We start from the raw sequence: 18939 nt of genomic DNA, 5'->3' as shown, positions 1-18939 counted from the left end.
ACGGCGCCACCGCGGCACGCGACGCGCGGCAAGCCGAGGAAAAATTACAATGAAACGTATGTTGATCAACGCAACTCAGCGTGAAGAGTTGCGCGTGGCCATCGTTGATGGCCAGACCCTTTACGATCTTGATATCGAAATCCCCTCCCGCGAGCAGAAAAAGGCCAATATCTACAAGGGCCGCATCACCCGCGTGGAACCCTCGCTCGAAGCCTGTTTCGTCGACTACGGCGCCGAACGCCATGGCTTCCTCCCGCTGAAGGAAATCGCCCGCGAGTACTTCACGCAGGGCCTGGATCCGAACAAGTCGAACATCCGCGACCTCCTCAAGGAAGGCCAGGAAGTCGTCGTGCAGGTCGAGAAGGAAGAGCGCGGCAACAAGGGCGCGGCGCTGACCACCTTCATCAGCCTGGCCGGCCGCTACATGGTGCTGATGCCGAACAACCCGAAGGCCGGCGGCGTGTCCCGCCGCATCGAGGGTGAAGACCGGCAGGCGCTCAAGGAAGCGCTGGAGCACCTGACTGTGCCCGACGACGTCGGCCTGATCGTGCGCACGGCCGGCATGGGACGCGACGCCGAAGAGCTGCAGTGGGACCTCGACTACCTGCTGCAGTTGTGGAAGTCGATTTCCACCGCCGCGGGCTCGCAGAAGGCTCCGTTCCTGATCTACCAGGAGTCGAAGCTGTTCATTCGCGCCCTGCGCGACTACCTGCGCAATGACATCGGCGAAATCCTCATCGACGAGGAATCGCTCTACAACGACGCGCGCGAATTCATGCAGCAGGTCATGCCCAATGCCCTGCGCAAGCTCAAGCTGTACCGCGACGACACGCCGCTGTTCTCGCGCTACCAGATCGAAACCCAGATCGAGAGCGCGTTCGACCGCCAGGTCCGCCTGCCCTCCGGCGGCTCGATCGTGATCGACCAGACCGAAGCGCTGACCGCCGTCGACATCAACTCGTCGAAGGCCACCAAGGGCAGCGACATCGAGGAAACGGCGTTCAACACCAACTGTGAAGCGGCGGTCGAGATCGCCCGCCAGCTGCGCATCCGCGACGCCGGCGGCCTGATCGTGATCGACTTCATCGACATGGACAGCCCCAAGCACCAGCGTGAAGTGGAAGAGCGCCTCAAGGACGCCCTGAAGCTCGACCGCGCCCGTGTCCAGATCGGCCGCATCTCGCGCTTTGGCCTGCTCGAGATGTCGCGCCAGCGCCTGCGACCGTCGCTGGGCGAAGCCACCCAGATCGTCTGCCCGCGCTGCGAAGGCCATGGCCATATTCGCGGCGTGGAATCGCTGGCTCTGTCGACGCTGCGACTGATCGAAGAGCACGCCATGAAGGACAACACCGGCCAGGTGCTGGTGCAGGCGCCGCCGACGGTCGCCAACTTCATGCTCAACGAAAAGCGTGCGAGCGTGGTCGAGATCGAGCTGCGCAACAAGGTCCACGTGGTCATCGTGGCCGACGACAAGCTCGAGACCCCGCACATCGAGATCCAGCGCATTCGCGAAGCGGACATGGGCGAGCACAGCAAGCCCAGCTACGAGCGCCTCACCGCGGTCGAAGCCTCCGCCGTGCCGAAGATGGGCCAGGCCCTCGGCAGCAGCGAGCAGCCCGCCGTCAGCGGCATCGTGCCGTCAACGCCAGCCCCGGTCCGCGAAGAAGTTGCCGCCGCCGCGCCTGCGCCGCTGGCCCAGCCGGCACGCCAGGCCGCCGCCACGCCGGCCGCCGGCGGTGGCGTGATCTCGCGCCTGCTCGGCTGGTTCCGCAGCAGTGCCGAGCCGGTCGCCGCACCCGCACCCGCGACGAAATCCGAGTCGACGCCTGCGGGTGCCCGTGGCAATCGTCGCGACGAGCGCGGCCGCCAGGGCGCCCAGCAGGGCAGCCGCCAGCAGCCGCAGCAGCGCCGTGACGAGGCCAAGCCGGGCCAGAAGGGCCAGCAGCAAGCCAAGGGCAATCGCCAGCGCGGCAATGAACAGGGCCAGTCCCAGCGCCCGCTCCAGGGCCAGGCCACGCGACAGGAGCCGCGTCAGCAGCAACCGAAAGCCGAGCCCGGTCAGCCGCAGGCGGAACGCAAGCAACAGCAGCCGCAGGCCAAGCAGGAGCCGCGTCAGCCGCGGCCTGCCCAGCCGCAGCAGCCCGTCGCCGCGGCCCAGCCGTCCGCGCCGGCCCAGCCGGCGGAGCGTCAGCCGCTTGCGCCGGTGGCAGAACTCGCCAGGGAGCCGGTGACTGCCCCGACCGCGGACCTCGAAACCGCACTGACCGCGGAAACGACCGCAGCCCAGGGCTCGCCCGAGTCCGAGGGCAGTCAGTCGCGTCGCCGTCGTGGACGCCGCGGTGGCCGTCGCCGCCGTCGCCATGAGGACGCCACCAACGCCGGTGCGTCCACCGAAGCCGGCGCCGATGACAACTTTGACCTGGATGACGAGGACCGTGGCGAGGGTGCCACGCCGGCGCCGGTCGAAACGGCTCGCCCTGCCAAGGTGGCTGCGCCCGTGGCCGCCGTGGTGGCCAGCGCAGCGGCTGCGACGATCGTCCGGGCCACCGAGGCAACGGCAGCGGCCGATGCGTTCGAGCAGGCAGCTGCAGCCCCCGTGGAGGCCGCGCCCGTCGTCGAGACTCACGTCGAGCAGGCTCCGGAGCACGTGCTGAGTGCGGTTGCCCCGGTGTCGTTCAACCTGCCGTCGCTGCCGCCGATTCCGGAAGCGCCCGCCGTGGAGGCTGAAGCCCCCGCCATCGTCGCCGTGCCGGCCGAGCCGGTCATGGTCCATGCGACCGTGGCCGTCGAGCCGACGCCTTCGGCACCGCTGACGGCGGATGTGGAAGCCAGCACGACGCATGTGCCGGCGGCAGTCGTCCAGACCGAACCCGCCGCGGCGACGGAAAGCTCGACCATCGACTTCCACGCGCCGCTGCATGCCGAAGCTCCCACGGCCGCGCCGGCAGCACCGGTCGAAGCCGTGACGGTGCAACAGGAGCAGGCCCAGCCTGCCACTGAAGCCAATCCGGTGGTGACGCCCAAGCAGGGTGATCTGCTGGCGCACGCGGGTCATGCACCCGCACCGGAGCAGCCCGTGGCCGACGAAGCCGACGCGCCCAAGAAGGATGCGTCGCACGGCTGATCCCTGCGAAGCTGCTCAAAAAAAAGCCGGACTTCGCGTCCGGCTTTTTTTATGCCGCGGGCCCTGACGACCGGCAGGTTTCAGTTCCCGACCTGGTTGTTGTGCGTATCCAGCAGGCCGTGGATGGTCATGAGGTGCGCCAGGCTGATGACGTGGTCGACCTGCAGTTTCTCCATCAACCGCTGCTTGTACGTCGAGACGGTCTTGGGACTGAGGTTCAGCTGCTCGCCGATCATGGTCAGCGCCTTGCCGCGCACGAGCATCATGGCCACTTCCAGTTCCCGGCTCGAAAGCGCGTCGAACGGCGAACCTTCGCCATCCAGCGTGGCCAGCGCAAGCTGCTGCGCCACCGCGGGCGCGAGGTAGCGGCGACCATGGGCCACCTGGCGTACCGCGTCGGTCAACTCGGCCGCCGTGCAGCCCTTGGTCAGGTAACCCAGCGCGCCGGCATCGAGCAGACGCTTGGGAAAGCGCGCATCGTCAACCACGGTGACGATGATGATGTGGGTAGGCAACTTGGAACGGGAGACGCGCTCGGTCAGCTCGATGCCGCTCATGCCAGGCATGTGCACGTCCACCAGCGCGATGTCCGGCGCCTTGGCGCGGATGAGCCGCAAACCCTCCTCGGCCGTGCCCGCTTCGCCGCTAATCTGTATGTCTGGCTGCTGCTGCAGGATCATCCTGAATCCCGTACGCACCAGCTCGTGGTCGTCAATCAAAACCACCTTGATCACCAGGCGCCCTCCTTGGGTAGATTGAATGACCTTAGGCCGCGGCTTCGCTATATGCAAGCACCTGAAGCGCCTTGGAAACGCATGCTCCGCGTCGTCCTACGAATCAAAATGAAGTTCCCCTACAAGGCGATTCGAAGGTCGGTCGCGGCTGCTACTCCAGGCCGGTGGACCAGTCCCTGAGCCCTTGATCATCGAGGTCAAAATCTTCGACGACGACGGTCATGACATGGCCATGCTCATCCGTCCAGCGCTGCTCGCCGGTGCACCTCAATACGCCAGTGACGGCAGCGCCCGCAGCCATCACGCAGTCGCCGGGACAGGTGCCCACGACATAGCCCTCGGGGAGCTCGGCCGCCACGCGATCGTCATAAGGGCCAAGAAGCCGGATCACACTCATGCTTGCTCCCGGATGCGCGCAACCTGCGCCGAGCACCCTGTCGGCGCCTTTCATCCGTGGTGCCCGGAGCGGGGATCGAACCCGCATAACCTTGCGGTTGAGGGATTTTAAGTCCCTTGCGTCTACCAGTTTCGCCATCCGGGCCGGGCGCGGAAGGTCCGCATCCTAGCATGGGCATGCCCTGCCCCCTTCCGCCCGCGCCGACGACGGGCAACAAAAAGCCCGCCAAGAGGCGGGCTTATGCTGGGTGCGCAATGGAGGCCTGGGTCGGAATCGAACCGGCGTACACGGCTTTGCAGGCCGCTGCATGACCACTCTGCCACCAGGCCATTGCGCACGAATCGTAACCTGAAAAGGGTCACCATCCGCTTAAAAAGCAAAACCCCGGGAAACCGAGGTTTTGCTTGAAACTGGAGCGGGAAACGAGACTCGAACTCGCGACCCCGACCTTGGCAAGGTCGTGCTCTACCAACTGAGCTATTCCCGCATCAGAGTCAGAAATAGTAACAGATCGAGGGAATTTGTGAAGAGTCTGTGCGGACTTTTTTTGCTCCGGGACGCCGCGTCGCACCCGCAGGCGGGCCTCGTGGCGGCATCCATCGCGGCGACCGCCAGGACGCGCTGGCTGTCTTTCACGGCGACATCGCGACAAGTGTCTAACCTCGGCACCGGGCGCATTTCGGCAACAGTCCGTTCCCGGGGCAGCGATTGGTGTCGACGCTGCAACACCTTATCTTGCTCGCAGGCCAATCCGGCACACTGATACAAGGGAGTGCAGCATGATCGAACGTCGACCCTTCGATGGCTTGGGTGGAGCCGACCACGGCTGGCTCCACGCCAAGCACCATTTTTCCTTCGCCAACTATTACGACGGCGCCCGCATGGGCTGGGGTGCGCTGCGCGTGTGGAACGACGACACGATCGCACCGCAGACGGGCTTTCCGCCGCATCCGCACGCAGACATGGAAATCATCACCTATGTGCGCGAAGGCGCCATCACCCATCAGGACAACCTCGGCAACAAGGGCCGCACGGTGGCCGGCGACGTGCAGGTGATGAGCGCGGGCACCGGCATCACGCATGCCGAATACAACCTCGAGCCGGGCACCACGCGCATCTTCCAGATCTGGATCATTCCGAACCAGCAGGGCAACCCGCCGTCGTGGGGCACCAAGCCCTTCCCCGTGGGCGAACGGTCGGGCCGTTTCGTGGCGCTCGCCAGCGGCTTCGCCGAAGACACCGATGCCCTTCCGCTGCGCACCGATGCCCGCGTGTTGGGCGCATCGCTGAAAGCGGGCGAGACGACGCAATACGCGCTCGCACCGCACCACTTCGCCTATCTGGTGCCGTCGAAGGGCAAGGTGGAAATCAACGGCGTCACCCTGGATGCGCGCGACGGTGCCGCCATTCGCAACGAGCCGACGCTGACGGTCACCGCGCTGGAAGATGCGGAACTCGTGCTGGTCGACACCGCCCCCTGATATCGCGGGGACTGGGCAGCGGCAGGCCTTCGCCTGCCGCTGCCAGACCAGGCTGGACATGCCGTGCCGGGCGCCGCTTGCTAACCTGCCGGGATTCCCATGGCGCGAGGCTCGCGATGAATCACGGCATCTACACCATCGACACCGGCTTCGTGCGTCCCCGCTTTGACGCCGCCTACCTCGTGGTGGAGAACGGACGCGGCGCCTTTGTCGATTGCGGCACCAATCACGCCGTTCCGCGCATGCTCGATGCACTCACGGAAGCGGGGCTGTCACCCGATGACGTCGACTGGCTGATCCTCACGCACGTGCATCTCGACCACGCCGGAGGCGCCGGCGAACTCATGGCACGGCTTGCGCGTGCCAGGCTGGTAGTGCACCCGCGCGGCGCACGCCACATGATCGATCCCAGCCAACTGTGGGCTGGTGCGTCGGCCGTGTATGGTGAAGCCGTGATGGAGGAAACCTATGGTCGCCTGCGCCCCATTGCCGCCGAACGCGTCGTGGAAGCGCCGGATGGTCACATCGTGCTGCTCGCGGGTCGACCGTTGCTTTGCCTCGAGACCCCCGGCCATGCACGCCATCACCTGAGCGTGTACGACGAACGCGCCAATGTGTGCTTCACCGGCGACACGTTCGGCCTGTCGTATCGCGAGTTCGATACGAGCAACGGTCCCTTCATTCTGCCGACGACATCGCCGGTGCAGTTCGATCCCGATGCATTGCACGCGTCGATCCGGCGACTGGTCGGGCTGCAGCCCGTGGCGATGTATCTCACCCACTACGACCGCGTCCAAGAGGTCGCACGACTCGCGGATGACCTGCACGCGCTGATCGATGCCATGGTGTCCATCGCACGGTCGGCGCAGGCCGGCACATACCGTGTTGAAGATCGCCATCAAGCGATGAAAACCGCGCTGACGAATCTCTACCTGTCCCGCGCGCAGGCCCATGGCTGGCAAGGCGACAGGACTCGGTTGCTGGAGATCCTTGGCATGGACGTGGAACTCAACGCGCAAGGCCTTGGTATCTGGCTGGACAACCAGCCACGCCGCGGCGGCTGACACTCACGCCAGCGACGCATCGATCAGCTGATTGGCGACCTTGACCAGCGATTCCGCCGGACCGTGCACTCCGAACAGCTGGCCTGACGCATAGGTGCCCTCGAGCAGCAACAGCAGACCATCGGCGAGAACGGCTGGCTCCTTCGCACCCATCGCGGTGGATAGCTCGACCAGGCGCGTGCGCAACTTGCGCTTGTGCTCTTCGGCGACCTTGCGCGCCGGGTGTTCGTCACCGGGATATTCCACCACGGCGTTGGTCAATCCGCAGCCGCGATAGCCCGCTTGCGAGGCCCGCTGCGCCAGCCCCTCCAGGTACGCCATCAATTGCGCGCGTGCGTCGGTGGGATGCGTTTCGGCGCCTGCCTCGAACACCTTCCAGAACGCCACTTCGTAGTCACGAAGGTACTCGGCAGCGAGTTCGTCCTTGGAGGCATAGCTGCGATAGAGGCTGGGCTTGGTGACGCCGGCACGCGTCACGATCTCGTCCACGCCAATGGCGCGGATGCCTTCGCGATAGAACAACTCGCGCGCCGTACGACGAATGCGTTCGGCAGCCTTGGGTTTTTCTTCAGTGGCCGGTGCGGCGGGCCGGGATGGGGGACGCTTGGCTGGCATGGCGAGTCACGGGTTGACAATGTTACCGATCGGTACGTACGATTCGCAAACCACACGTACCGGTCGGTAACATGACTATACCGCGCACCCGCCCCTTCGGCCAGAAGTACGCCTTTGTCGTTGCCGGCGTGATCTTTCTCGCCCTGCTTGCCGCCGCCGGCGTCCGCGCGGCGCCCGGCGTGTTGATCCTCCCGCTGGGCAAGGCCTTCGGCTGGAGCCGGGACACCATTTCCCTCTCGGCCGCCCTGGGCATCTTCCTTTACGGCATGGTCGGCCCCTTCGCCGCGGCCCTCATGCAGGCCGTAGGCGTGCGCCGCACGCTGGTGGCTGCCCTGGCCCTGATGGCGGTGTCCATCTCCGCCAGCGCGTGGATGACGCAGCCCTGGCACCTGATGCTGACGTGGGGGCTGTTCTCGGGCATTGGTTCGGGCTGCGTGGCCATCGTGCTGGGCGCCACCGTGGTGAACCGGTGGTTCGTCACGCACCGCGGCCTGATGATGGGACTGCTCACGGCGAGCACGGCCACCGGCACCCTGGCCTTCCTGCCCGCGTTGGCGGCCATTGCCGACCATGGCGGCTGGCGGCCGGTGGTGTGGACGGTCGCCACCGGCTGCGCCCTGTTGATTCCGCTCGCCTGGTGGCTGCTGCCGGAACGACCGGCCGATATCGGCCTGCGTGCCTACGGTGCGACGCAAGATGACGTCGACACGGCGCCACGGCGCAACCTGCTCGCCATCGCGCTGGGCACCCTGGCCACGGCGTCGAAGCAGCGTACGTTCTGGTTCCTGTTCGCCACCTTCTTCATCTGCGGCTTCACCACCAATGGCCTGATCGGCACGCACTTCATCGCGATGTGCGGCGACCATGGCATTACGGAAGTGCGCGCGGCGAGCCTGCTGGCCATGATGGGTGCGTTCGATCTGGTCGGCACCACGCTGTCGGGCTGGCTGACCGATCGCTGCGATCCGCGCAAGCTGCTGTTCGTGTATTACGGCCTGCGCGGGCTCTCGCTGATCTGGCTGCCTTATTCCGATTTCTCGCTGCCCAGCCTGTCGTTGTTCGGCATGTTCTACGGCCTGGACTGGATCGCCACGGTGCCGCCCACCCTGCGCCTCGCCACCGAAGCGTTCGGCGATCGCGATGCGCCGGTGGTGTTCGGCTGGGTCGCCGCGGGGCACCAGATCGGCGCGGCCAGTGCGGCCTTCTTCGCCGGGGCGCTGCGTACGCACAGCGGCGACTACCTGCAGCCGTTCGTGGTGGCTGGCGTTACCGGCCTGATCGCGGCGGGACTCGCGCTGATGATTGGTCGCCGCCCGCAGCTGCAGCCAGCATTGCAGGCCGGTTGATCAGGCCAGGCGCGTGCCGTTGGGTACCGCGCGCTCGATCGCGGTAAGCACCACGCCTTCATCGGTGTGGAACCCGGTGAGCAGGAACTGCGAGCGGTATGGGCCGATCTGCTTCTCGGGAAAATTGATCACGCCGACGATCTGCCGGCCCAGCAGATCCTCGGCGCGATAAAGATTCACCACCTGCGCGCTGGTTTTCTTTTCACCATACGGACCGAAATCCACCCACACTTTCCAGGCCGGCTTGCGCGCCTCGGGAAAAGGCTCCACTCGCGTGACGGTACCCGCGACGATCAGGACCTTTTCAAAGTCGGACCAGCTGATTTCGGCAGCGCCGATCGCGTGTGCCTTGCTCATCCTTCCAGCCTCGTCTTGAACCAGTCCCTGCCCTGCTGCCACCAGTAGCTTGCCTGCGCGCCCGCATAGCCGAACGGTCGATAAGTGCGCGCCAGGCCGTAGTCGCCGAATTGTTTCCAGCGATCGTCGCCCTCCGCGATGGCCGATGCAAGCAGCTCGCCGGCGGCGCAGGTCGGTGCCAGGCCGTGTCCGCCAAACGCTTGCGCCCACCACAGGCCATCGCCCGTGCTGCCGATCTGCGGCATCTGGTGGCGCGCATAACTCATCAGCCCGGACCATGCGTGATCGACGCGGACACCTTTCAGCTGCGGAAAGACACGCAGCAGGTCCTGCATGAGCAGGCGTTGCACGGCCCGCGGCGAGCGGTCGCGTACTGAGATCCGGCCGCCCCACAGCAGGCGCGTATCGGGCAACGGACGGTAGTAATCAAAGGCGAACCGCGTGTCGTACACGGCCGCGCGCGTGCGCAGGCACTCCGCCAGTCGATCACCCAGCGGCTCGGTCACCATCACATACGTGGCGATGGGCAGGATGGCGCGGTCCACCTGCCGCTTCAGGCCCGCCAGATAACCGCCGCAGGCGAGCACGACGTGATCGGCATGCACCGCGCCTTGCGCGGTTTCAATGCGCCAGCGCCCGCCATTGCGGCGCAGCCGCCCGACGTCGGTACCCTCGTGGATGCGCACGCCGTGCCCGGCGGCGGCGCCTGCCAGGCCGATGGCGAAGTTGAGCGGATGCAGGTGAAGCGCGTTGCGTTCGTACAGGCCATCGAAATAGCGCTTGCTGCGAAGGCGTTCGCGCAGCTCGCCCTGCGGCAGCCAGTCCCAATGGACGTCGTAATGCCGTGCCAGCAATTCCTGGCGCTGCCGCAGCACGGCCGGGTCACGGAACCAGTTGGCCCACAGCACGCCCTCGTCGACCACGTCGCAGGGAATGGCGTAACGCGCGACTTTCTGGCGAATGTCCTCGACGGCGTTCGTCGTCAAGCGGAACAACGCCTGTGCCGCCTCCTCGCCACGCTGGTCGAGCAGGGATTGCTCGCCCAGCGAGTAGCCCGCGAACACGAAGCCGCCGTTGCGACCAGATGCACCGAAGCCAACCTGCTCCCGCTCCAGCAACACCACGTCGCGCACGCCACGTTCGGCCAGGCCCAGTGCCGTATGCAAACCCGCGAATCCACCGCCGATGATGGCGACCCTGGCGTCCGCCGGCCCCTGCAGCGGCGCGTAGCGCTCATAAGGCGTCGCAGTAACGCGATAGTACGAAGGGGCCGGTGACGAAGCCATGTGACGAGTGCGCTCTTGCCGCGATGACGACGGGCAAGCATAGCGCAGGCCACCACCGGCGCTGCGACATGACGCATGGCACGGTGTCCGCTTATTCGAACTGGCTCACGCCCCGCGCACGTGCGGCGCTGCATCCGCAATCGTCCACCACGCACATCGCACTTCGTTGCCGGCCTAGCCATCGAGGAGGTCGGGACTTGCCGACCTCCTCATGCGTACGCGTGCTGCGTACGGCAAACAGGCTTCAGAGCGTGGCGATGAGCTCGCGCACGACCGGCGCAAGCTTGGGGTCCTGCAGGGCCATGTGCATGGTGGCGCGCACGAGGCCAGCCTTGTTGCCGCAGTCGAAGCGCGTGCCTTCGAAGCGATAGGCCAGCACCTTGCCCTGCTCCTTGAGCAGCGCATCGATGGCATCGGTCAGCTGGATCTCGCCACCGGCACCCGGCGTGGTCTGCTCCAGCAGCTCGAAGATGCGGCCGGGCAGCACGTACCTACCGACCACCGCGAGGTTCGAAGGCGCCTCGGCCGGCTTGGGCTTCTCCACCATATGGCGGATCTGCGCACTGCGCGCATCGATCGGCGTGGCGTCCACGATGCCGTACTTGTCGGTGTCGCTGGGCGGAACTTCCTCCACTGCGATCACACCGGCATGCTGCGACTCGGCGAGCTCAGCCATCTGGCGCAGCGCACCGTGGCCCTTGTTCCAGATCAGGTCGTCGGGAAGGATGACGCCGAACGGCTCATCACCGACCACCGGCTTGGCGCAAAGCACCGCATGACCGAGACCCAGCGCCTCGGGCTGGGTCACGAAGATCGCGCGCACGTGCCGGGGCAACGTCCCCTGCACCAGGGCGAGCAAGTCGTCCTTGCCCTTCTCCTGCAGCTTCGCCTCCAGCTCGTAAGCCTTGTCGAAATAGTCGGCGATGGCGTGCTTGTAGCGATTCGTCACGAACACCAGGGTGTCGGCGCCGGCATCCACCGCCTCATCGACCGCGTACTGGATCAACGGGCGATCCAGCACGGGCAGCATTTCCTTGGCCACGACCTTGGTGGCTGGCAGGAAACGCGTGCCCAGGCCGGCCACGGGGAAAACCACCTTGCGCAACGGCTTGCTCACTTACTTCTCTCCTGATTCATTGCGGCGAAGCGACACCACGTTGTCCGGTTGCGCCGTGTCGCTCCAGCGGAACGACGGCAACAGGTTGGAAACGGAGGAGCGCAAACCGTCTTCGTCATACGTAACCACGGCCTCGGCCGCCTTGCTCATCTGGACATTCAGCATGTCCCATTTCACCGGGCGATGCTGGGCCAGGAAAATCTTCGCGTGCGTCGTCTCGATGTAGTTCTCGAGCGGATGGAACAGCTCCTCGAACAGCTTCTCGCCGGAACGCAGCCCGGTATAAACGATCGGGATTTCGGTACCCGGCTTGCGTCCCGCCAGGCGGATCATCTGCTCGGCGAGGTCGCGGATCTTCACCGGCTCGCCCATGTCCAGCGCAAAGATCTCGCCGCCCTTGCCGATGCTGGCCGCCTGCAGGATCAACTGGCAGGCCTCGGGGATGGTCATGAAGTAGCGCGAGATTTCCGGATGGGTGATGGTGACCGGGCCACCATCGCGGATCTGCTGGCGGAACAGCGGCACGACGGAACCGGCCGAGTCGAGCACGTTGCCGAAACGCACGGTGATGAAGTGCGTGTTCGAGCGCTCGTTGAGGTTCTGGCACCAGATTTCCGCGATGCGCTTGCAGGCTCCCATCACGCTGGTCGGATTGACCGCCTTGTCGGTGGAGATGAGCACGACGCATTCGACGTCGTAGCGGTCCGCAAGATCGGCCACGTTGCGCGTGGCCAGCACGTTGTTGCGGAAGGCGGCGCGCAGCTGCGCCTGCAGCATCGGCACGTGCTTGTACGCTGCCGCATGGAACACCACCTGCGGCTTGTACTCGCCGAACAGCTTGCGCATCGCGGCCGGATCGCCGCAATCGGCCAGGACCGCCTCGTAGATCAGCTCAGGGTATTCCGCACGCAGTTCCTGGGAGATCTTGTAGAGGTTGAATTCGCTGTTGTCGACCACGCACAACGACTGCGCGCCGAGGCGAGCGACCTGGCGGCACAGCTCCGAACCGATCGAACCGCCACCACCCGTGATCAGCACGCGGCGGCCTGTCAGCGTGACGCGGATGGCCGTCCAGTCCAGCTCGACCGTATCGCGGCCAAGCAGGTCTTCGATGGCCACTTCCTTGATCTCGTTGAAGTGCGCGCGACCGGAAACCACGTCCTCCAGCTTGGGGACGGTGCGATAAGGCAATCCACTCTGGTCGCACAGCTCGACTACGCGGCGCATTTCCTGCGTGGAGGCACCGGGCAAGGCGATCAGCAGCATCTGTGCAGCGACTTCGCGAGCCAGTTCGGGGAGCTGGTCCACCCGGCCGAGCACGGGACGGCCGTTGATGCTGGCGCCGCGCAGGCTTTCCTTGTCGTCGACGAAGCCGACCACGGTATACCCGTTGTCGCGATGCAGGTCGCGCGCGAGCGCCTCGCCGGCGCGATCGGCGCCCACGATCAGCACGCGCTGCACCGGCTTTGTCTGGAACAGGTCGACCCTGCTGTCCTTCCAGAAGCGATAGGCCAGACGCGGCGTGCCGAGCAGGACCGAGAGCACCGCCGGATAAAGCAGCAGCACGGAGCGGGGAACGTCCTCCAGACGGTTGTAGAGGATCAGGGCCGCGGCAATGGCCAGCGCGCCCAGCACGGCCGCCCGCAGGATGTTCCACAGGTCCGGAAGGCTGGCGAAGCGCCAGACGCCCTTGTACAGCCCCGTCCAGCTCAGCACCGCGCCCTGCACGAGCAGCACGAGGGGGAATTCGAGCAGATGGAAGCTGATGGCGGCGTCACCGATCAGGGCATAGCGCAGCGCCTTGGCGATCCACCAGGCAAGCGCTGCCATCAGCAGGTCGTGCAAGACCACGGCCGTGCGCGGATGGATGATACCGATCAGTTTACGAAACGACATGACGGCCCTTGTGCAAAACGCGCCGCAGACACCAGCGCCTCATGAGAATCCATACGGCAATCGCCAGCAGATAGGTGCCGAAGCAAATCGCCACCGACCAGGACGGCCTGGCCCATGCCATCGCGGCCAGCGGGGCCGCGACCAGCAGGTTCCAGGCCACATAGCATGCGCCCCCCGCGGCATGCGTCGATCCACTGCGAACCAGCCACTGATAGAGGTGTTCGCGATGCGCAGTGTACCAACGCCGGCCACTCGCCATCCGTCCCAACAGAGTAAGGGTAGCGTCCGCTATGAAAGATGAACTGAGGATCAAGGCCGGCCAGAGCAGGTGCCAGTCGACCCGCCAGAACAACGCGGCGAGGGCAAACACGAGCAGGCCCATGGTGCCGCTGCCTACGTCGCCCATGAAGATCCGCGCACGGGGCCGGTTGTAGTACCAGAAGCCGGCGCCTGCGGCCGCCAGGCAGGCGGCCGCACCCGCCAGGGCCGGCTGGGCCACGGCCACGGCCAACGCGGCCGATCCGGCGCCGACGAAGATCACCTGCTGGGCCAGCAGACCATCGATGCCATCCATGAAGTTGTGCAGGTTGATGCTCCAGGCCCCGCCCAGCACCAGCACGGGGACCCACCACCAGGCCATGCCCTCGATCGCCAGCGCCGAGGCCATGAGGCCTGCCGCCAGCAGCTGCACGCCCAGCCTGGGCAGTACCGGCAAGGAACGATGGTCGTCCCACCAGCCGACTGCGGCGACGATCACGGTGGCAACCACCAGCGCGGCTACGACGGTAGCGGGCCAGGCAGCCGGCAGGCCGCGCAGGCAGACCGGCATGGTCAGCAACACGGCGGCCACCATGCCGATGCCGCCGCCACGAGGCGTGGGAATCGTGTGGGAACGACGTTGCCCCGGCAGGTCCATCATGCCGCGCCGGTGCGCGTACGCGATGGCAGCGCGTACCACGATCATGGCGATCAACAACGAGGCCAGCACCATCCCTATTGCCAGCAAGGAAAACGTCATCCCATCCTCATTCGTTGGCGACGCCGTGGATCGGGCGGATCGTGCTCCAGCTCTTGCAACTCGGGCATTGCCAGTGATGCGCCTTCGCGCCGAAGCCGCAACGGCTGCAGCGATACATGGCCTGCCCTTCCAGCAGCTTCTTGGTGAGGTCGCGCAGGATCAGGAAATTTTCGCGAGCCTCGCCCTCGATCTTGTCCATGGTCGCATCGATCAACGCCATCAGCCCGCGCACGGACGGCCGCTGGCGAAGCTGGGACGTGAGGAACTCGATGGCCGTGCGTTCGCCGTCGCGCTGCTGGTAGAGCCGCGTGAGTGCGAGGACCGGCGAGATGCCGTGGTATCGCTCGAGGATGTCGCGCAGGAAATGCTCCGCATGCTCCATCTGCTGCGAGCGCGCGTAACTGTTGAGCAACGGGGGGAGGATCTCCGGCACAAAGGCGATGTCAGCCTCCACCGCCTGCTCATAAACCTTCGCCGCTTCGGCATGCTGCCCTTCCTCGGCGTACAGCCGGCCGGTCAGCATGAAGGCGCGCACGCAATCGGCCTGGCAGGCAAAGGCCTGGCGCAGGTACTCGCGCGCTTCCTGCCGCGCGCCGTGCTGGCGCGACTGCTCGGCAAGCTCGCAATAGAACTGGGCGATCATCCCCGACTCGTCTTCGCCGGTCATCGCCTCGAGGCGGCGCGCGTGCTCGATCGCCTTGTGCCAGTCGCGCTCGTGCTGGTAGATCGCGATGAGGTGCCGCAACGCCGACGGCGCGTGCGCGTCCATGGCGACAAGATCGGAGAACAGGGTTTCCGCGCGATCGAGCAACCCGGCGCGCATGTAGTCCTCGCCCAGCTCAAGCAAGGCGACGGTCTTCATCGCGTCCGAGAGGCCCGGTCGCGACACCAGATGCTGATGCAGTCGAATCGCTCGATCCACTTCGCCCCGCCGGCGGAACAGGTTACCTAACGCTAAGTGCGTTTCCACCGTGTCCCGGTTGTATTCGGCCAGCTTGAGGAACACCTCGATGGCCTTGTCCTGCTCCTCGTTGAGCAGGTAATTGAGACCGCGGAAGTAATCGGAGGAAAGCTCGCTGACCTGGGCGCCCGAACGACGCGCGCCGGCGCGCCGCGCCGTCCACCAGCCACTGGCGAAGGCTGCGGGTACCAGCAGGATGAGTACGTAGAGAAGCGCGCTCATGCACCAGCCGAGGAAGTCTTGGCCTTGCCCGACGCGGGCATGGCCTGCCGGCGCAGGCGCCGGTGCCGGGAGCTGACGCCCAGCCACGCCGTCAGCCCGCCGAGCAGCCACCCGATCACCAGGGCCAGCAACAGGGCCGCGCCCTTGGGCAACGCCATGCGCACGAAGCCGAGGTCATAGGCGACCAGATCGGCATTGAGCGCGCCCAGCACGATGCCGGCGGCGATGAAGAACAGGAGGATCAGCGTCACGATCAGTCGCATGCGGCGACTTTACCCGATTGGGCATGACCGTCACAGGCACGCGTGGACCGACTTTCACAAACCGGCAAGCCATGCCTGGTGGCACCCCGGGCCTGGAACGCCCAAAAGAAAGGGCAGGATCGGCTCGACGCCGCCTGCCCTCGCAAGACTCGGTGTGACTCCCGGTGTGCGGGAATCAATCCAGGTTCATATTGACGCGCTCACGCAATTCCTTGCCCGGCTTGAAGTGCGGGACATGCTTGCCCGGTAGCGCCACCGCGTCACCCGTCTTGGGGTTGCGGCCCATGCGCGGCGGACGGAAATGCAGTGCAAAGCTGCCAAAGCCGCGGACCTCGATGCGCTCGCCATTGGACAAGGCGTGGCTCATCTGTTCGATCACGCTTTTGACCGCCAACTCCACATCGGTGAAGGCAAGGTGCGTCTGGCGCCGTGCCAGCGCTTCGATCAATTCGGATTTGGTCATGGGTCCCCAATGTCCGTGACTTAAATCAGCGGGGCGGCCGTGCGCCGCCCCGCATTTTTCACTTTAGTCAGCCTTGTTGAGCTGCTCCTTGAGCAGCGCACCGAGCTTCGTCGTACCGCCGGAGGCGTTCGAGTACTCGGCCATGGCGTCGTGCAGTTCTTCTTCGTCCTTCGCGCGGATCGACAGCTGCAGCTGGCGGCCCTTGCGGTCCATGCCGGTGAACTTGGCCTCGACCTTGTCGCCCACCTTCAGATGCTGCGTGGCATCCTCGATGCGCTCCTTGGCGATGTCATTGGCGCGCAGGTAACCCTCGACGCCCTCACCCAGGTCGATCACGGCGCCCTTGGCGTCCACTTCCTTCACGGTACCGTTGACGATGGTGCCGCGCGGGTTGGTGGCCATGAACTGGCCGAACGGATCCTGCTCCATCTGCTTGATGCCGAGGGAGATGCGCTCGCGCTCCGGATCCACCGCCAGCACCACGGCCTCGATCTCGTCGCCCTTCTTGAAGTTGCGCACGAGGTCTTCGCCGGAAACCTGCCAGGAGATGTCGGACAGGTGGACCAGGCCGTCGATGCCGCCGTCCAGGCCGATGAAGATGCCGAAGTCGGTGATCGACTTGATCTGACCGGACACCTTGTCGCCCTTCTTGTGCATCGCTGCGAAGGCTTCCCACGGGTTCGAGCGGGTCTGCTTGATACCCAGCGAGATGCGGCGACGCTCTTCATCCACGTCCAGCACCATCACTTCGGTCTCGTCACCGACCTGCACGACCTTGGCCGGGTTGACGTTCTTGTTGGTCCAGTCCATTTCGGAGACGTGCACCAGGCCTTCCACGCCCGGCTCGATCTCGACGAAGCAACCGTAATCGGTCACGTTGGAGACCTTGCCGAACAGGCGGCTGCCGACCGGGTAGCGGCGGGCGATGGCGACCCACGGATCGTCACCCAGCTGCTTGAGGCCCAGCGACACGCGGTTGCGCTCGCGGTCGTACTTCAGCACGCGCACGTCCAGCTCGTCGCCGACGTTGACGACTTCGGACGGATGACGCACGCGCTTCCACGCCATGTCGGTGATGTGCAGCAGGCCGTCGATACCGCCCAGGTCCACGAACGCGCCGTAGTCGGTGAGGTTCTTGACCGTGCCCTTGACCACCGCACCCTCGGTGAGGCGCTCAAGCAGCTTCTCGCGCTCTTCGGAGAACTCGGTCTCGACGACGGCGCGGCGGCTGACCACAACGTTGTTGCGCTTGCGGTCGAGCTTGATGATCTTGAACTCGAGGTCCTTGCCTTCCAGGTAAACCGGATCGCGGACCGGACGCACGTCGACCAGCGAGCCCGGCAGGAATGCGCGGACGTCCTTGATGTCGACAGTGAAACCACCCTTGACCTTGCCGGAGATCTTGCCGGTGATGGTCTCTTCCTTGTCGAAGGCCTGCTCGAGGTCGTCCCAGACCATGGAACGCTTGGCCTTCTCACGGGAGAGCTTGGTCTCGCCGAAACCGTCTTCCAGGGCGTCGAGGGCAACCTTCACCTCGTCGCCTACCTGCACTTCCAGCTCTCCGCTCTCGTCCTTGAACTGCTCGATCGGGACGATGCCTTCGCTCTTGAGGCCAGCGTTGATCACGACGACGTCGTTGCGGATTTCCACAACGATACCCGTGACGATCGCGCCCGGCTTCAGCTTGGAGATAGCCTGTTGGCTCTGTTCAAACAGTTCGGCAAAACTTTCAGTCATGTTGATTCCAGAAATGAGAAAAGGCCTTGAGTCCTGTGCGCGCCGTGGAGTGAATAGCGCACGGACAGTCGGCCCACCGGTTATGGGTGTCGCCGGATCGCTCCGTTGGCACCGTTGACCAAGACCCCCGCCGCGGCAGGGGCGCCAAAAGCCGTCGGCAGCCCTCTTCAGGACTGCACGACAGCCAATACTTTCGCGACGACGTCGTCGATGCCCATGCCGGTGGTATCGATGAAAACCGCATCTGCGGCCGGCTTGAGCGGCGCCACGGTCCGCGATGCATCGCGGGCGTCACGCGCTTCGATCTCGCGCTGAAGGGTGGCAAGTGTAACGCCCAGGCCCTTTTCCTTCAACTGCTTATAGCGTCTTTTCGCACGTTCGGCCGCACTTGCGGTCAGGAATACCTTGAACGGCGCCTCGGGGAAGATCACGGTGCCCATGTCGCGTCCGTCGGCCACCAGGCCGGGGGCCTTGCGAAAGCCCAGCTGCATGTCCACAAGTGCCTGACGCACCGAAGGAATCGACGCAATCGCCGAGGCTGCCGCGCCGGCCGTTTCGGTACGCAGCTCATCGGTGGCGTCGTGCCCATTCACCAGCACCCGCGTATCCGTGCCATCGACCGCGGCCTGGAAGCGAATCCGGGTGGTCTGGGCACAGCGGGTCATGGCCTCCGCATCGGACAGATCCAGCCCCTCCATGCCTGCCGCATACCCCACGGCCCGGTACAGCGCCCCCGAATCCAGCAGCCGCCAGCCCAGCGTCTCGGCCACCCGCCGGCTGATGGTGCCCTTGCCCGATCCCGACGGTCCGTCAATGGTCAGCACGGGAACAGGCAACGATGGGCTCATGACAACTCCT

The 18939-nt window shown here is 65.5% G+C and carries 17 protein-coding genes and 3 tRNA genes; 4 read left to right on the top strand and 16 right to left on the bottom strand.

The genetic code is table 11. The features are described from left to right. The first annotated feature begins 49 nt into the window (after positions 1 to 49). Positions 50 to 3124, top strand: coding sequence for an Rne/Rng family ribonuclease (locus ACXU4B_RS02735; protein ID WP_131407544.1), 3075 nt, complete (start codon positions 50 to 52; stop codon positions 3122 to 3124). A gap of 80 nt (positions 3125 to 3204) precedes the next feature. On the opposite strand, the gene ACXU4B_RS02730 is transcribed toward ACXU4B_RS02735, so the two are convergent. From ACXU4B_RS02730 to ACXU4B_RS02710, 5 genes are all read right to left on the bottom strand, one after another. Beyond that, positions 3205 to 3858, bottom strand: a complete 654-nt coding sequence (locus tag ACXU4B_RS02730; protein WP_131407542.1) for a response regulator — start codon at positions 3856 to 3858, stop codon at positions 3205 to 3207. A 151-nt stretch (positions 3859 to 4009) separates the two neighbouring features. Further along, complete coding sequence (locus ACXU4B_RS02725) at positions 4010 to 4255, bottom strand: hypothetical protein (RefSeq protein ID WP_131407540.1); 246 nt, start codon at positions 4253 to 4255, stop codon at positions 4010 to 4012. Positions 4256 to 4312: 57 nt separating this feature from the next. Continuing rightward, positions 4313 to 4399 (bottom strand) — tRNA-Leu (locus ACXU4B_RS02720). 111 nt (positions 4400 to 4510) lie between these two features. Then, a tRNA-Cys gene (locus tag ACXU4B_RS02715) sits at positions 4511 to 4584 on the bottom strand. A gap of 82 nt (positions 4585 to 4666) precedes the next feature. Then, positions 4667 to 4742: transfer RNA gene (locus tag ACXU4B_RS02710), tRNA-Gly, on the bottom strand. 292 nt (positions 4743 to 5034) lie between these two features. On the opposite strand from ACXU4B_RS02710, the gene ACXU4B_RS02705 reads away from it, so the two are divergent. After that, positions 5035 to 5736 carry a pirin family protein gene (locus ACXU4B_RS02705; RefSeq protein ID WP_131407538.1) on the top strand — a complete coding sequence of 234 codons (702 nt, stop codon included), beginning with the start codon at positions 5035 to 5037 and terminating at the stop codon, positions 5734 to 5736. A 116-nt stretch (positions 5737 to 5852) separates the two neighbouring features. Beyond that, positions 5853 to 6800 carry an MBL fold metallo-hydrolase gene (locus ACXU4B_RS02700; protein WP_131407536.1) on the top strand — a complete coding sequence of 316 codons (948 nt, stop codon included), beginning with the start codon at positions 5853 to 5855 and terminating at the stop codon, positions 6798 to 6800. A gap of 3 nt (positions 6801 to 6803) precedes the next feature. Here ACXU4B_RS02700 and ACXU4B_RS02695 read toward each other — a convergent pair whose 3' ends face one another. Continuing rightward, positions 6804 to 7415: a TetR/AcrR family transcriptional regulator gene (locus tag ACXU4B_RS02695; protein ID WP_131407534.1), complete on the bottom strand. Its 612-nt coding sequence runs from the start codon at positions 7413 to 7415 to the stop codon at positions 6804 to 6806. Positions 7416 to 7486: 71 nt separating this feature from the next. Between ACXU4B_RS02695 and ACXU4B_RS02690 the strand changes: the two genes are divergently transcribed. Beyond that, on the top strand, positions 7487 to 8761 hold the full coding sequence (locus ACXU4B_RS02690) for an MFS transporter (RefSeq protein ID WP_131407532.1): 1275 nt from the start codon (positions 7487 to 7489) through the stop codon (positions 8759 to 8761). On the opposite strand, the gene ACXU4B_RS02685 is transcribed toward ACXU4B_RS02690, so the two are convergent. The 10 genes from ACXU4B_RS02685 to cmk form a co-directional block, all read right to left on the bottom strand. Further along, a complete protein-coding gene (locus ACXU4B_RS02685) occupies positions 8762 to 9118 on the bottom strand; it encodes a tRNA-binding protein (protein WP_131407530.1) in 357 nt (118 codons plus the stop codon). Then, positions 9115 to 10404, bottom strand: coding sequence for an NAD(P)/FAD-dependent oxidoreductase (locus ACXU4B_RS02680; RefSeq protein WP_131407528.1), 1290 nt, complete (start codon positions 10402 to 10404; stop codon positions 9115 to 9117). The genes ACXU4B_RS02685 and ACXU4B_RS02680 overlap by 4 nt, the downstream gene beginning before the upstream one ends. 244 nt (positions 10405 to 10648) lie before the next feature. Beyond that, positions 10649 to 11521: a UTP--glucose-1-phosphate uridylyltransferase GalU gene (gene galU, locus ACXU4B_RS02675; protein ID WP_131407526.1), complete on the bottom strand. Its 873-nt coding sequence runs from the start codon at positions 11519 to 11521 to the stop codon at positions 10649 to 10651. Continuing rightward, the gene (locus tag ACXU4B_RS02670; protein WP_131407524.1) at positions 11522 to 13417 is read right to left on the bottom strand and encodes a polysaccharide biosynthesis protein; all 1896 of its coding nucleotides are present in this window, start codon (positions 13415 to 13417) and stop codon (positions 11522 to 11524) included. It abuts the gene before it with no gap. Next, the gene (locus ACXU4B_RS02665; RefSeq protein ID WP_131407521.1) at positions 13404 to 14435 is read right to left on the bottom strand and encodes an MraY family glycosyltransferase; all 1032 of its coding nucleotides are present in this window, start codon (positions 14433 to 14435) and stop codon (positions 13404 to 13406) included. Before ACXU4B_RS02665 ends, ACXU4B_RS02670 begins: the two co-directional genes overlap by 14 nt. Before the next feature lie 7 nt (positions 14436 to 14442). Further along, positions 14443 to 15618 carry a lipopolysaccharide assembly protein LapB gene (gene lapB, locus ACXU4B_RS02660; RefSeq protein WP_131407519.1) on the bottom strand — a complete coding sequence of 392 codons (1176 nt, stop codon included), beginning with the start codon at positions 15616 to 15618 and terminating at the stop codon, positions 14443 to 14445. Beyond that, complete coding sequence (locus ACXU4B_RS02655; protein ID WP_131407517.1) at positions 15615 to 15881, bottom strand: LapA family protein; 267 nt, start codon at positions 15879 to 15881, stop codon at positions 15615 to 15617. Before ACXU4B_RS02655 ends, lapB begins: the two co-directional genes overlap by 4 nt. Positions 15882 to 16056: 175 nt before the next feature. Then, the gene (locus tag ACXU4B_RS02650) at positions 16057 to 16344 is read right to left on the bottom strand and encodes an integration host factor subunit beta (RefSeq protein WP_131407515.1); all 288 of its coding nucleotides are present in this window, start codon (positions 16342 to 16344) and stop codon (positions 16057 to 16059) included. A gap of 63 nt (positions 16345 to 16407) precedes the next feature. Beyond that, the gene (rpsA, locus tag ACXU4B_RS02645) at positions 16408 to 18081 is read right to left on the bottom strand and encodes a 30S ribosomal protein S1 (protein ID WP_131407513.1); all 1674 of its coding nucleotides are present in this window, start codon (positions 18079 to 18081) and stop codon (positions 16408 to 16410) included. Positions 18082 to 18248: 167 nt separating this feature from the next. After that, positions 18249 to 18929, bottom strand: coding sequence for a (d)CMP kinase (gene cmk / locus ACXU4B_RS02640; RefSeq protein WP_205746494.1), 681 nt, complete (start codon positions 18927 to 18929; stop codon positions 18249 to 18251). Positions 18930 to 18939: the final 10 nt, after the last annotated feature.

Source organism: Dyella soli, from assembly GCF_054482295.1.
Note: the sequence above shows the minus strand (reverse complement) of the source record. Positions and strands in the feature narration are given on the sequence as shown.

What these genes read in the sequence shown, in the direction of transcription:
- cmk (WP_205746494.1), bottom strand. Translation starts at nt 18,929, where the DNA reads ATGAGCCCATCGTTGCCTGTTCCCGTGCTGACCATTGACGGACCGTCG.
- ACXU4B_RS02680 (WP_131407528.1), bottom strand. Translation starts at nt 10,404, where the DNA reads ATGGCTTCGTCACCGGCCCCTTCGTACTATCGCGTTACTGCGACGCCT.
- ACXU4B_RS02690 (WP_131407532.1), top strand. Translation starts at nt 7,487, where the DNA reads ATGACTATACCGCGCACCCGCCCCTTCGGCCAGAAGTACGCCTTTGTC.
- ACXU4B_RS02705 (WP_131407538.1), top strand. Translation starts at nt 5,035, where the DNA reads ATGATCGAACGTCGACCCTTCGATGGCTTGGGTGGAGCCGACCACGGC.
- ACXU4B_RS02665 (WP_131407521.1), bottom strand. Translation starts at nt 14,435, where the DNA reads ATGACGTTTTCCTTGCTGGCAATAGGGATGGTGCTGGCCTCGTTGTTG.
- ACXU4B_RS02700 (WP_131407536.1), top strand. Translation starts at nt 5,853, where the DNA reads ATGAATCACGGCATCTACACCATCGACACCGGCTTCGTGCGTCCCCGC.
- ACXU4B_RS02685 (WP_131407530.1), bottom strand. Translation starts at nt 9,118, where the DNA reads ATGAGCAAGGCACACGCGATCGGCGCTGCCGAAATCAGCTGGTCCGAC.
- rpsA (WP_131407513.1), bottom strand. Translation starts at nt 18,081, where the DNA reads ATGACTGAAAGTTTTGCCGAACTGTTTGAACAGAGCCAACAGGCTATC.
- ACXU4B_RS02655 (WP_131407517.1), bottom strand. Translation starts at nt 15,881, where the DNA reads ATGCGACTGATCGTGACGCTGATCCTCCTGTTCTTCATCGCCGCCGGC.
- ACXU4B_RS02650 (WP_131407515.1), bottom strand. Translation starts at nt 16,344, where the DNA reads ATGACCAAATCCGAATTGATCGAAGCGCTGGCACGGCGCCAGACGCAC.
- ACXU4B_RS02695 (WP_131407534.1), bottom strand. Translation starts at nt 7,415, where the DNA reads ATGCCAGCCAAGCGTCCCCCATCCCGGCCCGCCGCACCGGCCACTGAA.
- ACXU4B_RS02670 (WP_131407524.1), bottom strand. Translation starts at nt 13,417, where the DNA reads ATGTCGTTTCGTAAACTGATCGGTATCATCCATCCGCGCACGGCCGTG.
- lapB (WP_131407519.1), bottom strand. Translation starts at nt 15,618, where the DNA reads ATGAGCGCGCTTCTCTACGTACTCATCCTGCTGGTACCCGCAGCCTTC.
- ACXU4B_RS02725 (WP_131407540.1), bottom strand. Translation starts at nt 4,255, where the DNA reads ATGAGTGTGATCCGGCTTCTTGGCCCTTATGACGATCGCGTGGCGGCC.
- ACXU4B_RS02735 (WP_131407544.1), top strand. Translation starts at nt 50, where the DNA reads ATGAAACGTATGTTGATCAACGCAACTCAGCGTGAAGAGTTGCGCGTG.